The sequence below is a fragment of the Lactobacillus kimbladii genome (genome assembly GCF_014323605.1).
GTDB classification, from domain to species: Bacteria; Bacillota; Bacilli; order Lactobacillales; family Lactobacillaceae; genus Lactobacillus; species Lactobacillus kimbladii_B.
Genome location: NZ_SCMB01000002.1, coordinates 176,578 through 189,175, shown reverse-complemented (window position 1 = coordinate 189,175; position 12,598 = coordinate 176,578). Strand labels below are relative to the sequence as shown.

The following is a 12,598-nucleotide window of genomic DNA, read 5'->3' as shown; positions in this document are numbered from 1 at the left end:
TAGACAATCTGGGACACCTAATGACAATAAATGGGTCAATTTGGTCCCAGAAGAAGGAGAGATATTGATGTACTCGGAATTTCCCGTGCTTGAAGCTCTCGTTCCTGACATCTTAAAAGTTTTTCGACAAAGATATCTTGTTCTTGAGCAAATATCACTTAATGCACCAGTAGGACGCAGAAGTGTGGCTCAGTCACTAGGACTTTCTGAAAGAAATGTGCGAACAGAAACTGAATATCTTCGTGATCATGGTTTGATTGAGATCAAAAGTTTTGGCATGTTTATGACAGAAAAGGGCAAAAAGATATTGCAGGAGGCTGCTCCACTGATAGATCGTTTGTTTAACGCTCGCAAAACAGAAATTGATTTGGCGCGTAAACTTGGTATCGAACGGACAATTATTGTACCGGGTGATAGCGATTTACAGGACTTGGTTTATGAGAGAATGGGTGAAGAGCTTAATGCAGCTCTGGATCTTCTTTTGCCGTTAGGGCATTCAATTATTACTGTTCTTGGCGGTGAAGCTCTTGCAAAATCGACTAGGAATTTGTCTAAAAGTTTAAGTAAAAATCGACAACTGGTATTTGTACCGGGTCGTGGAGCTTTGGGCGAAAATGTTGCTATTCAAAGTAATACTATCGTTCAAGAAATGGCTGCTGAAACAGGTGGTAAATATAAAACGTTATATTTACCAGAACAGATTTCATCAGCTGCATACAAATCTTTAATTCGTGAATCTACATTTACTGATGTCCTTGAAGATATTTCACAAACCGATGTTGTAATTCACGGAATTGGACTAGCTCACGACATGGCAAGACGAAGAGGATACGATTCAGTTCGTTTGTCCGAGTTGCGTGAAAAAAAAGTAGTCACCGAGTGTTTTGGGTGTTTTTTCGATGGCGAAGGAAAGATTGTTGACCGCGTGCATCAGGTTGGCTTGCAGTTTGAGAATCTAAATAAAATACCTCACATATTTGCATTTGCTTGCGGTGGTCGCAAGGCTAAAGCAATCAAGGCTTATATGCCCAATGCTCCTCATCAAACCTGGTTAATTACCGATGAAGGAGCCTCAGAGAAGATTTTAAAGGAGAATTAATTCTCATTTAAAATAAATTGATGTTTACAGTTCTTACATAGTTCTTAAGGAGGACTTTAGAATATGACAGTTAAAATTGGTATTAACGGCTTTGGCCGTATTGGTCGTTTGGCATTCCGTCGCATTATGGATTTGGGCGAAAAGTCAAAGGATATTGAAGTTGTTGCTATTAACGACTTGACTACTCCAGCACTTTTGGCACACTTGCTAAAATATGACTCAACTCATGGCACTTTCAACCACGAAGTTTCAGCTACTGAAGATTCAATTGTTGTAGATGGCAAGAAATACCGTGTATACGCAGAACCTCAAGCTCAAAACATTCCTTGGGTTAAGAATGATGGTGTTGACTTTGTTCTTGAATGTACTGGTTTCTACACAAGCAAGGCTAAGTCACAAGCTCACCTTGACGCAGGTGCCAAGAGAGTCTTGATTTCAGCTCCTGCCGGCAATGACTTGAAGACTATTGTTTACTCAGTAAACGATGACACTTTGGATGCAAACGACAAGATCGTTTCAGCTGGTTCATGTACTACTAACTCATTAGCACCAATGGTTGATGCTTTGCAAAAAGAGTTTGGCATCAAGGTAGCTACTATGACTACTATCCACGCTTACACTTCAACCCAAATGCTTTTGGATGGTCCTGTTCGTGGTGGTAACAAGCGTTCAGCACGTGCTGCTGCTGTTAACATTATTCCTCACTCAACTGGTGCTGCTAAGGCTATCGGTCTTGTTGTTCCAGAATTGAATGGTAAAGTTAATGGTCACGCACAACGTGTTCCAGTTACTGATGGTTCATTAACTGAATTAGTTTCAATCCTTGACAAGAAAGTTACTGCTGACGAAGTTAACTCAGCATTGAAGAAGTACGAAAGCCCATCATTTGCTTACAACGATGACGAAATCGTTTCAAGTGATGTAGTTGGTATGACTGCTGGTTCAATCTTTGACCCAACTCAAACTATGGTAACTACTGCCGGTGACAATCAATTAGTTAAGACTGTTGCTTGGTATGACAATGAATACTCATTCACTTGCCAAATGGTTCGTACTTTGTTGAAATTTGCTACTCTTTAATCTGTAATATTTGATTACTGTTAAGTGGTAAAAGAGAAGGCGGAGGGAAATTCTTCCTTCCGCCTTTTTTTCAAAATTAAAAATAATTAAGTTATCGGAGGATATAGATGGCTAAATTAATTGTTTCTGACCTTGATGTAAAAGACAAAAAGGTTTTAGTCCGTGTTGATTTTAACGTGCCAATTAAAGATGGTGTGATTGGCGATGACAACAGAATTGTTGCTGCACTTCCTACTATTAACTACATCATTGAAAATGGTGGTAAGGCAATTTTACTCAGTCACTTGGGACGTGTAAAGTCAGATGATGATAAGAAAGAATTGTCATTAAAACCAGTTGCTGACCGTTTAAGCGAGCTCTTAAAGAAGCCAGTTACCTTTGTTCCAGCTAACGAAGGTAAAGAAGTTGAAGACGCTGTTGCCAAGATGCAAGACGGTGACGTTGCTGTTTTGGAAAACACTCGTTTCCAAGATATTGACAATGATTTCGGTAAACGTGAAAGCAAGAATGATCCTAAGTTAGGTGAATACTGGGCTTCATTAGGTGACATGTACGTTAACGATGCTTTTGGTACTGCTCACAGAAGTCACGCTTCTAACGTTGGTATCGCTGAAGCCATGAAGAAGGATGGCAAGCCTGTTGCTGCCGGTTTCTTAATGGAAAAAGAAATCAAGTTCTTAGGTGATGCTGTTGCTAACCCTGTACACCCATTTGTTACCATTTTAGGTGGTGCTAAGGTTTCAGACAAGATTGATGTTATTACTAACCTTATTCCTAAATCAGACCACATTTTAATTGGTGGCGGCATGGCTTATACATTCTTAGCAGCCCAAGGCCATGAAATTGGCAAATCTTTGTTTGAACCAGATAAGGTTGATCTTGCTAAAAAATTGTTAAAAGACGCTGATGGCAAGATTGTATTACCTGTTGACAACGTTGCAGCAACTGAATTTTCAAACGATGCTGCCCGTAAAGTTGTCGGTGATGATATCCCAGAAAACATGATGGGTCTTGATATCGGTCCTAAAACTGTTGCTAAGTTTAAGGATGTTTTAAAAGATGCCAAGACTGTTGTTTGGAACGGACCAATGGGTGCCTTTGAAATGTCAAACTTTGCTGAAGGCACGTTAGAAGTTGGTAAGGCTCTTGCTGATTTAACTGATGCTACTACTATTATCGGTGGTGGTGATTCTACTGCTGCTGCTAAACAACTTGGTATTGCTCCTAAGATTACCCACATCTCAACTGGTGGTGGTGCTTCCTTGCAGTACCTTGAAGGTAAGGAATTACCAGGAATTGCCTGCATTTCAGACAAATAAACTTTAAGAAAGGACATTATTTACATGCGTACACCAATTATTGCTGGTAACTGGAAATTACATATGAATCCAAAGCAAACAAAGGAATTTGTTGCTGCTGTAAAGGATAAATTGCCAGAAGCAAGTAAAGTTGAAGCTTTGATTTGTGCTCCAGCTGTTGACCTTGAAAGTTTAGCTCAAGCTGCAAAAGGCTCTGAATTAAGGGTCGGTGCCGAAAATGCTTATTTCGAAGATGAAGGTGCCTTCACTGGTGAAACCTCACCTAAAGTTTTAAAAGAAATGGGCATGAATTATTGTATTATTGGTCACTCAGAACGTCGCGGCTATTTCCACGAAACAGACGAAGACATTAATAAGAAGGCTAAAGCTTTATTTGCTAATGATATTACCCCAATTATTTGCTGTGGCGAATCACTTGAAACACGTGAGGCTAATAAGCAAGAAGATTGGGTAGTTAGTCAAATCAAGGCTACACTTGCTGGCTTATCTGCGGATCAGGTTGCCAGTTTAGTTATTGCCTATGAACCAATCTGGGCTATTGGAACCGGTAAGACTGCCAGTTCAGATCAAGCTGAAGAAATGTGCAAGACTATTCGTGATACTGTCAAGGATTTGTACAATGAAGAAACTGCTGAGAATGTTAGAATTCAATATGGTGGTTCTGTAAATCCAGGCAATGTTAAAGAATTAATGGCTAAACCTGATATTGATGGTGGTTTAGTTGGCGGTGCTTCACTTAAACCAGATTCCTTCTTGGAATTAGTAAACTACCAAGATTAATTTTAAATGCAATTTAACAAAAAGTTTCTGCAATTTGCAGAAACTTTTTTTGTTTGTTCAAAAGATATTTAGTTTATGCTTGATTTTTAATAAAATATAAAATACCATAAATTCATAAGTAATGAATATATAAATAATAAAATGAGCAGTGAAATGAAAAAGAAAGTCAATTTTAAACTAGCAGAAATATTAGTAGCACTCTTGGGAATGCTAATTTTAGGATTTTGTGTTAGTCAAAGTAATAGTAATTTTGCGGATTTTAATAATGTTGTAGAGGCAAAACTTGTTAAGGGAGACCTAGGAAAATTTACTGTACCTAAAAAAATGCGCGGCACATGGTATGGCAAGTATTTTGACATCAATGGAATTAAATCAAAGAAAATTGATAAGATAAAGATTACTGCCCACACGATTGCCGGGAGTCCATTGCATAAGCAAGAAGCTAATTTTAAAGGTACCAAAATACCAAAGGCGGCGCGGAACTGGTCGAGAATATATTATCCAGTAAAGTTTAAAAAAGATAAGGGGATAAAATACATATCCATGTATCCGTGGGTAAGTCCGGTTTTATCTGGTGAGAGTCTTGGCTTATATCATTACAAAGGACATAAGGTTTTAATTGATAGAACTGCCTCCTCATTTAGAATTACTAATGTTTATTGGAAAACACGCAAGCTGGCTAAAAAATATGGAGGTCATAAGCCTAAAGAGCTAAAAAGATACGGAGAAAGGTAATTTCATGCATTTTTCCTAAGTAATCGAGGTCACTATTCATAGTGGCTTTTTGTTTACTTTTAATGATATCGTTTGCAATAAGGAAAATACCTGTCCATAATATGAGGTAAAAATTATAGTAAGGAGTCAATACTATGAAATTTCGTAAAACTGCTATTTGGACAGCAACAGTAATTGCTTTAGCTGCAGCAGGTGGAATTATTAATAGCCAGACAAATCAAGCTCAGACTATTAAGGTGCAAAAATCCGTTAAGAAAATCAGTAATAAAACTAAGTATGGCTTTAAAAGAGATTTCAAATTTCCACGATCATGGCGGGGCAGGTGGTTTAGTAATACACATGGTCACTTAAGCAACATGATTATTAAGAAAAATGGTTTCAACACTCCTTGGACTGGAGAATACGTTGAATTAGTTTCGGTCGGCAAAGTTAAAGGTACTAATAAATACTTATGGCAAATGCCTCACAGTTGGTTTACAAAACACAATAAAATATTCAAAAAATTGGGACGAGTAACAACTAAAAATTTAAAAAATAAAAAGTGGATAGTTTTTAGTCCGATTGATGAAAATAATATTAAAATAGGATATGCTTTCAGTTTACAAAATAAAAAAATTGACGGTAAAACCCAGAAAGTAATGTTTGAAGCTAATCCTAAGACTGGTGAAATCTATGATCAATTTTACCGTTCACCAAAATTAGCACAGAAATATCAGAATTATCATTTTAAGAATGAGACATATGCTCCTGTTTTTAATCAATATCAGAAAAAGTAAATATATATTTTAGAATTAAAAACTGGTTTTAAATGGAAACAGTTTTTTTCATAAAAAATGTATTTCTTAAATTGAGCAGCCAGTTTATAATTATTACTATATAATAAAAAGTATTTTAGGAGAAAATAAATGTCTAAAAAAATCACTGCATTAATTGCCATAGCATCTCTCACTTTATCACTTGGTGTTCCAATTAAAGCAAACGAGCCGCAAACGGCGAAAGCTGCGCAAAATCAGAAGAACCAGCTTAGACTGGGACAGCAATTTAAATTTCCCAAGACTTGGCGGGGTAAGTGGTTTAGCAACAATAATCTCACACCGAGCCCCATGTTTATTCACAAGACTGCGTTTAATACTCCTTGGGCAAATGATTATGTTAAAGTTGTGAAAACAGGTTTTGTTAAAGGAACAAGAAAATATCCTTGGCAAATGCCTAATGCCTGGAAACAAAGTAACAAAAATGAACTTGCTAAATACATGCGTGTTACAAGTAAGAAAATAAATGGTAACAAATGGATTATTCTAAGCCCAGTCCAAGAAAAATCCTTAAAAAATGGCTATGCTTTTATAGTTAAAAAAGAATCAATCGCAGGTAAAAATCATAAAGTACTATTTCAAGGTAATCCTGAAAATGGTCTAGTAATAAATCAATATTTTAAATCTAAAACTTTAACTAATAAATATAATGCATATGAATTTAAAAATATGAAGTATAGTAAAATTAATCCTCGTTAAGATATTAAACTGTAGTCTCAGCTATTTGTGATTACAGTTTTTTTTATGAAAAGTTAGGAGGAAATCGTGAAATTACTGCTAACAGGGGATAGCATTATTGCACGCAAAGAAGGCTTAAAAGTGCCTCATATTAACGTAGCAATAAAAGAAAAAATACCAGGAAGCAAATTAGTTAATACGGCAGTTTCTGGTATTAATTCTGGCGCATTTTACGCTTTATTGCCAGATTTAGTGTTAAAAGTTGAACGTTGTGACAAATTGATTTTACTCTTAGGAACAAATGACCTGGCTATGCATAAAAAAGTTCCCGTCACCCAATTTAAGAAAAATATGTCACTCATAATTTCGAGCGTAATTTGTTTATATTATCCGCAAAATGTAATTTTGATTTCACCGCCTGCAGTTGATGAAACCAGACAAAAAAATAGAATCAATCGTGAAATAGCTATTTATACTGCGGAATTATTAAAACTAGCCGAAACTTATAATTTGCATTTTATTAACCTATTTCAAGCTATGATTAAACGTGGTGACTTAACAAATCTTTGTCGAGGACAATTAAATGATGGTTTGCATTTTGGAGCAGAAGGATACCAGTTTTTATCATATTTACTGGTAAAAGAATTATTGATTACCTAAAAGTACTCAACATTTTTTACGTCAAAATAGTAAATTATAAAGCCCAAAAAGTTACTAGTAAAGTCAGTTTGATATACTAGTAACTATATTAATTAAAGTTAACATTATATTTACGACCAATAGGTGGAAAAGTTGGCAGTCTTAATGGTGTAGTATGCCACTGGGTGAAAAGAGTAGCACATAATAAAATAAAGGGAACATCTTCAGGTCGTTCAATGTCGCAAATGAGGACTACGCCCTCACTTTGAACAACAGTACGCACTGTTGCGACTTTTTTGATACCAAAGAGGAACTTATAACTTCCCTTTTTGATACTGCCAGAGACTATATAATTTAATCTAGTAATATAAAAAAGGTTTGCCAATTTATTGTTTAAGCGTTTAACCTTTACTAAAGAATGGTTGATAACATCAATTGTGTAGGAAGAAATAAATCCATTGCCATCGGTATAAAGACGTCCGATTTCTTTACCATTAACTTTTTTTAAGTACAGAGTATGGTTGGGATTATCTAAATTGCCTTGAATTATATACTGAATTTTATTCTGTTCGTTGGCTACAGGAATTTGACCATATTCCTGTTTTTGAGTTAGTTCCAGTAAGTAGCGCATCTAAGCACCTCTATTCTTTTGCATTATCCTTGATAAATTTTCTTAAAATATAAGCAACTCCATCTTCATTATTTGACTTGGTTTTGACTTGTGCTAATTTTTTTATTGCCGGAACAGCATTGGCCATAGCCACCCCTGTTCCGGCATCTCTAATCATGCTGGCATCATTTAAATTATCACCGATAGCAGCTACTTCTTCACGTTTAATACCCTTTTGACGTGCATAATCAAGAAGCGCTGGTCCCTTTTGTGCTTTAGCATCATTAATCTCAATGTTAGCAGCAGAGCTTGAAGTCACAACAACGTCACCTAAAGCATTGATTTCTTTTTTAGCTTGAGTAAAAGCAGCTTGACCGCGACCATCGAATGCAATAATTTTCATGATTTCAATCTTGGGATTTGTTAGCAAGTGATCATAATCATCTACTAAAGTCATGCTTAGCATAGCATCACTACCTGCAGCAGTAGCTACTGCTTTTTTAAAATTAACCTTGGGATCAAGTAACATTAAGGAACGAGCCAAATTAACTATTCGCTTACTAGTATCCGTTGAGAAAATCTTTTCAGCAGTGACTAATTCAAAATAAATATTATTTTCCCTGAGGATTTTTGAAATTAGGCCGGCTTTTTTATTTGGCAGTTTGTGCTTAACCTTTAAATTGGCATCTGCATCATAGACTAATGCACCATTAATGTTAATGAAGCCAGTTTTAAGGCCATAATCATGCATAGTTTTACGAGATTGTCGCGGCGCACGTCCGGTTGCCACTAAAAATTCAATACCATTTTTTTGTGCTGCACGAATCGCAGCGATATTTTTGTCTGATATAGCCATATCACTGTTAAAAAGAGTTCCGTCTAAATCACAAGCTACTAATTTAATCAATGGTAAAATTACTCCTCCTCCAATTTTGCTAGTTAAATGAGTACTTTACATGTTAACATCATGAAGAAAACCTTACCTTTAATTTTTATCAACTTCACATGAAAATTAAAAGAAATTAAAAGTATTTATTGTCCCACTTTCATTATTAATTTCATGATAACATAAAAGTTAACGAAAGAGAGGCTGTTTAGGTGATGAAAAAATTTATTGGAAACGACTGGGATGAAATCTTGGCTCCAGTGTTTAACAGTGAAAAGTATCAGCGATTACATGAATTTTTAAAAAAAGAATATGCGACCAAAAAGATTTATCCTGATATGTATCATATTTTTACCGCTTTTAAGTTAACTTCATTTGCAAATACTAAAGTAGTCATTTTGGGACAGGATCCGTATCATAATCCTGGTCAGGCAACAGGGATGAGCTTTTCAGTTAATCCCGGTGTAAAATTGCCACCTTCTCTGCAAAACATTTATAAGGAACTTTATGATGATGTGGGTTGTAGACCCGTTAATCATGGTTATTTAAAAAAATGGGCAGATCAGGGAGTTTTACTATTAAATGCTGTTTTAACTGTCCCTTACGGTCATGCTAACGGTCACCAGGGAAAAGGCTGGGAAGAAGTAACTGACGCCGCAATTAAGGCTTTAAGTGATCGTGGCAAAGTGGTCTTCATATTATGGGGTCGCTATGCTCAAAATAAAATCGTTTTGATTGACCAAGATAAAAACTTTGTGATTAAATCAGCTCATCCAAGTCCGTATTCCGCAGACAGAGGATTTTTTGGTTCAAGACCTTTTTCACGCTGCAACGAAGCACTAAAAAATTTTAACGAAATTCCCATTGATTGGCAGTTGCCGACCAAAGTTACACAAGCAGATTTAGCATAGGTAGAAAATAAATGAGCGTTTTTGATTTATTAAAAAATAAAGCACAAAAGTCACACAGAAAGTATCAGATTGTTTTTCCTGAAGGAGATGACCTCCGCATTTTAAACGCAGCCAGCAAATTATCTTTGGATAATGTTGTTAAGCCCATTTTATTAGGCAGTTCCACGAAGATAACTAGTTTGGTACAAGAACAAAATTTAACTTTTAGAGAGTTAGTAATAATTGATCCAGCTCACTATGAGAACAAGGCAGCTATGGTGCAGAGCTTTATCAACGCACGAGGGAAAAAAGTTGACCCCAGTGAAATAGCAGAAACAGTAAAAGATCCAAATTATTTTGGCACTATGCTCGTTGAAATGGGGCTGGCCGACGGCATGGTATCAGGAGCAACTCATTCGACTGCTGCAACGGTAAGACCGGCTTTGCAATTGATCCACACCGCTAAAGGCATGAAACGTGTTTCCGGCAGTTTTATTATGGAGCGGCACGATGAAAAATATATCTTTGCTGATTGCGCAATTAATCTAGATCCAGATAGCCAAACTTTAGCTGAAATTGCATACCAGTCAGTTAAGACTGCACAAATGATTAATATTGATCCTAAAGTCGCATTTTTAAGTTTTTCAACTAAAGGTTCAGCCCAGGCAGATATGGTTGCTAAAGTTGAACAAGCTACAGAAATTTTTAAACAGCAACATTCAGATATTCCTGCAGATGGTGAGTTACAATTTGATGCTGCTTTTGTGCCTGAAGTAGCTGCTAAAAAAGCTCCAGAATCTGTCATTAAGGGACGAGCAAATATTTTTATTTTTCCTGAATTGCAGTCTGGCAACATTTCTTATAAAATTGCTCAACGTCTAGGTAACTTTGCGGCTATTGGCCCTATCTTGCAGGGACTGCGCAAACCTGTTAATGATCTTTCGCGCGGGGCAAATACTCAAGATGTTTATAACATTGCCGTTTTAACTGCTGCACAGGCACTAATAAGGGATGAAGAAAATGAAGCTTGAGGTCAATTCGACACAGGAAATGCAACATTTGGGTGCAGTTATTGCTCAAACTGCACAAGCTCATGATTTATTACTGTTAAATGGTGATTTGGGCGCAGGTAAAACGACTTTAACTCAGGGAATTGGCAGGGCACTGGGAATTAAACGCCCAGTAAAAAGTCCCACTTTTACTATTGTGAGGGAATATCCTGAAGCCAAGCTGCCATTATTTCATATGGATTTTTATCGTTTGGAAAATGATGATTTATCATCAATTGATTTAAGTGCTTATATGGCCGAACCTGGCTTGGTTGTGATTGAATGGCCGGAAATTGTGCAAGAACAACTTCCTGAGCAATTTTTACAACTGACTATCAAAAGAGTAGATGATAGCTGGAACTCGACTAAGCGAATAGTTGAATTCGCGCCCAAAGGCAGTAGGAATAAACAATGGGCAGAAAATATTATAGAAAAAATAAGTTAAAAAATAGGGTCTAAAAGACCCTACTTTTTTATGCTATATTTGATAAACTAAGTTTTTCAGCGCTTCGTCACCATATTGTTTATCTTGCGCTATTAATATACCGGCACATGCTTCACTATCACTTAAGGCATTATGATGGTGCCATAATTCTACACCAAGAGCATTTGAAACAGTGTCGAGTTTATGGTTAGGTAATTTGGGTTCAAATAACTTGCTGGTGCGTAAAGTATCAATGACAAAATAGTGTGGTTCAGGTATGTCATAGCGTGCCAAGCTCTGTCGCATGACATTAGTATCAAAGCGGGCATTATGAGCCGTGACTAACATCCCCGGTTGATATAAATCCTTAATTTTAGGCCAAACTTCAGCCATCGTTGGGGCATCTTTGACATCTGCCGCAGTAATATCGTGAATTTGAATGTTGCGAGCATCAAAAGGCATTTGCGGATTAATTACCGTATAAAAACGATCTATAATTTGATTGTCCCGAACCATCACTAGTGCCAAAGAGCAAGCACTCTCTGGATGCCGGTTGGCTGTTTCAAAGTCCATCGCGATGAAATTCATATTATCTCCTTTAAATTTTAATTTTAGTATAACATATGATGAAGCAATTAACTGAATGCGGTAAAATAGTAAAAGATTAGTAAAAAAGGGGATTTTTGTTTTGAAATTAGCGGATTTAGCCCAAAATGGTATTGAAATGGAAAAGCAGGTTCCGCTTAGTAAATACACATTTACTAAAACTGGAGGACCAGCTGAATTTCTCGCCTTTCCTCGTAATGACAGTGAATTAAGGAAATTAGTAATTACTGCTAACGAAAATAATGTTCCCTTAACGGTAATAGGTAATGCTTCCAATTTAATTATCCGAGATGGTGGAATTGATGGTTTAGTCATAATTTTAACCAAGATGGAAAAAATAAAAGTTAAAGGTAATTGCGTTATTGCCCAAGCCGGAGCCACAATTGTTGATACGGCTTTTACTGCTGCTCATCATGGTTTAAGCGGTATGGAATTTGCAGCTGGAATTCCAGGCAGTGTTGGTGGGGCAGTCTTCATGAATGCTGGTGCTTATGGAGGAGAAACTTGCAATGTAATCCAAAGTGTAAAGGTGCTAACACGAGCAGGCGAATATAAAAATTATTCTCAAGCAGAAATGAAATTTTCCTACCGTCACTCCTTGGTGCAGGAAAATGGTGATATTGTAACAGAAGCAGCTTTTACCTTAAAAAAAGGAAAGAAAAGCAAAATCTTGGCAAATATGAATTATCTCAACGCTTTGCGTAAGTATAAGCAGCCTCTGGAATATCCATCTTGTGGAAGTGTTTTCAAGCGCCCAGCTGGTCATTATGTTGGACCTATGATTATTCAAGCAGGACTTCAGGGAAAACAAATTGGTGGTGCTCAAGATTCAACTAAACATGCTGGTTTTATCGTGAATAAAGGTGGTGCTACGGCTACGGATTACTTAAATTTAATTCATTTAATTCAAAAGAAAATCAGGTCAAGTTTTGGACTTGACCTACAAACAGAAGTTAGAATTATTGGTAAGCCAAATGATTAAAGTATTATG

General features: G+C 36.5%; 15 protein-coding genes. 12 read left to right on the top strand and 3 right to left on the bottom strand.

Annotated elements, in window-relative coordinates:
• Positions 1–67: 67 nt before the first annotated feature.
• The 8 genes from ERK18_RS04145 (at position 68) to ERK18_RS04110 (ending at position 7,163) form a co-directional block, all read left to right on the top strand.
• Complete coding sequence (locus tag ERK18_RS04145) at positions 68–1,099, top strand: sugar-binding domain-containing protein (RefSeq protein ID WP_187154433.1); 1,032 nt, start codon at positions 68–70, stop codon at positions 1,097–1,099.
• A gap of 63 nt (positions 1,100–1,162) precedes the next feature.
• Positions 1,163–2,179, top strand: coding sequence for a type I glyceraldehyde-3-phosphate dehydrogenase (gene gap, locus ERK18_RS04140; RefSeq protein WP_187154432.1), 1,017 nt, complete (start codon positions 1,163–1,165; stop codon positions 2,177–2,179).
• 107 nt (positions 2,180–2,286) lie between these two features.
• On the top strand, positions 2,287–3,498 hold the full coding sequence (locus ERK18_RS04135; protein WP_174794321.1) for a phosphoglycerate kinase: 1,212 nt from the start codon (positions 2,287–2,289) through the stop codon (positions 3,496–3,498).
• A gap of 24 nt (positions 3,499–3,522) precedes the next feature.
• Positions 3,523–4,278 (top strand): triose-phosphate isomerase, encoded by a 756-nt coding sequence (gene tpiA, locus ERK18_RS04130; RefSeq protein WP_187154431.1) that lies wholly within the window; start codon positions 3,523–3,525, stop codon positions 4,276–4,278.
• 153 nt (positions 4,279–4,431) lie between these two features.
• Positions 4,432–5,013, top strand: a complete 582-nt coding sequence (locus ERK18_RS04125) for a hypothetical protein (protein ID WP_187154430.1) — start codon at positions 4,432–4,434, stop codon at positions 5,011–5,013.
• Between the two features lie 134 nt (positions 5,014–5,147).
• The gene (locus ERK18_RS04120) at positions 5,148–5,789 is read left to right on the top strand and encodes a hypothetical protein (RefSeq protein ID WP_187154429.1); all 642 of its coding nucleotides are present in this window, start codon (positions 5,148–5,150) and stop codon (positions 5,787–5,789) included.
• Positions 5,790–5,918: 129 nt separating this feature from the next.
• Positions 5,919–6,524, top strand: a complete 606-nt coding sequence (locus ERK18_RS04115) for a hypothetical protein (protein ID WP_187154428.1) — start codon at positions 5,919–5,921, stop codon at positions 6,522–6,524.
• Positions 6,525–6,590: 66 nt separating this feature from the next.
• Entirely contained in the window at positions 6,591–7,163 is a 573-nt protein-coding gene (locus tag ERK18_RS04110; RefSeq protein ID WP_187154427.1) for a GDSL-type esterase/lipase family protein, read from the top strand.
• Positions 7,164–7,251: 88 nt separating this feature from the next.
• Here the strand turns inward: ERK18_RS04110 and ERK18_RS04105 are convergent, their stop codons facing one another.
• Together ERK18_RS04105 and ERK18_RS04100 are read right to left on the bottom strand one after the other, a co-directional pair.
• Positions 7,252–7,773 carry an LURP-one-related/scramblase family protein gene (locus ERK18_RS04105; protein WP_046331897.1) on the bottom strand — a complete coding sequence of 174 codons (522 nt, stop codon included), beginning with the start codon at positions 7,771–7,773 and terminating at the stop codon, positions 7,252–7,254.
• A gap of 10 nt (positions 7,774–7,783) precedes the next feature.
• A complete protein-coding gene (locus ERK18_RS04100) occupies positions 7,784–8,659 on the bottom strand; it encodes a Cof-type HAD-IIB family hydrolase (RefSeq protein ID WP_187154426.1) in 876 nt (291 codons plus the stop codon).
• A 194-nt stretch (positions 8,660–8,853) separates the two neighbouring features.
• On the opposite strand from ERK18_RS04100, the gene ERK18_RS04095 reads away from it, so the two are divergent.
• From ERK18_RS04095 to tsaE, 3 genes are read left to right on the top strand one after another with little or no spacing between them, the layout of a single operon-like run.
• On the top strand, positions 8,854–9,549 hold the full coding sequence (locus ERK18_RS04095) for a uracil-DNA glycosylase (RefSeq protein WP_187154425.1): 696 nt from the start codon (positions 8,854–8,856) through the stop codon (positions 9,547–9,549).
• A gap of 11 nt (positions 9,550–9,560) precedes the next feature.
• Positions 9,561–10,559 carry a phosphate acetyltransferase gene (gene pta / locus ERK18_RS04090; RefSeq protein WP_187154424.1) on the top strand — a complete coding sequence of 333 codons (999 nt, stop codon included), beginning with the start codon at positions 9,561–9,563 and terminating at the stop codon, positions 10,557–10,559.
• Positions 10,549–11,022, top strand: a complete 474-nt coding sequence (tsaE, locus tag ERK18_RS04085; protein WP_046331901.1) for a tRNA (adenosine(37)-N6)-threonylcarbamoyltransferase complex ATPase subunit type 1 TsaE — start codon at positions 10,549–10,551, stop codon at positions 11,020–11,022. Before pta ends, tsaE begins: the two co-directional genes overlap by 11 nt.
• A 33-nt stretch (positions 11,023–11,055) precedes the next feature.
• Here tsaE and ERK18_RS04080 read toward each other — a convergent pair whose 3' ends face one another.
• Positions 11,056–11,589 carry a 3'-5' exonuclease gene (locus tag ERK18_RS04080; RefSeq protein ID WP_187154423.1) on the bottom strand — a complete coding sequence of 178 codons (534 nt, stop codon included), beginning with the start codon at positions 11,587–11,589 and terminating at the stop codon, positions 11,056–11,058.
• Between the two features lie 100 nt (positions 11,590–11,689).
• Here ERK18_RS04080 and murB point away from each other — a divergent pair, with 100 nt between their 5' ends.
• A complete protein-coding gene (gene murB, locus ERK18_RS04075) occupies positions 11,690–12,589 on the top strand; it encodes a UDP-N-acetylmuramate dehydrogenase (protein ID WP_187154422.1) in 900 nt (299 codons plus the stop codon).
• Positions 12,590–12,598: the final 9 nt, after the last annotated feature.

Bases quoted from the DNA above. Each gene is read 5' to 3' on its own strand.
- ERK18_RS04145 (WP_187154433.1), top strand. From the start codon at position 68: ATGTACTCGGAATTTCCCGTGCTTGAAGCTCTCGTTCCTGACATCTTA.
- gap (WP_187154432.1), top strand. From the start codon at position 1,163: ATGACAGTTAAAATTGGTATTAACGGCTTTGGCCGTATTGGTCGTTTG.
- ERK18_RS04135 (WP_174794321.1), top strand. From the start codon at position 2,287: ATGGCTAAATTAATTGTTTCTGACCTTGATGTAAAAGACAAAAAGGTT.
- tpiA (WP_187154431.1), top strand. From the start codon at position 3,523: ATGCGTACACCAATTATTGCTGGTAACTGGAAATTACATATGAATCCA.
- ERK18_RS04125 (WP_187154430.1), top strand. From the start codon at position 4,432: ATGAAAAAGAAAGTCAATTTTAAACTAGCAGAAATATTAGTAGCACTC.
- ERK18_RS04120 (WP_187154429.1), top strand. From the start codon at position 5,148: ATGAAATTTCGTAAAACTGCTATTTGGACAGCAACAGTAATTGCTTTA.
- ERK18_RS04115 (WP_187154428.1), top strand. From the start codon at position 5,919: ATGTCTAAAAAAATCACTGCATTAATTGCCATAGCATCTCTCACTTTA.
- ERK18_RS04105 (WP_046331897.1), bottom strand. From the start codon at position 7,773: ATGCGCTACTTACTGGAACTAACTCAAAAACAGGAATATGGTCAAATT.
- ERK18_RS04095 (WP_187154425.1), top strand. From the start codon at position 8,854: ATGAAAAAATTTATTGGAAACGACTGGGATGAAATCTTGGCTCCAGTG.
- pta (WP_187154424.1), top strand. From the start codon at position 9,561: ATGAGCGTTTTTGATTTATTAAAAAATAAAGCACAAAAGTCACACAGA.
- tsaE (WP_046331901.1), top strand. From the start codon at position 10,549: ATGAAGCTTGAGGTCAATTCGACACAGGAAATGCAACATTTGGGTGCA.
- ERK18_RS04080 (WP_187154423.1), bottom strand. From the start codon at position 11,589: ATGAATTTCATCGCGATGGACTTTGAAACAGCCAACCGGCATCCAGAG.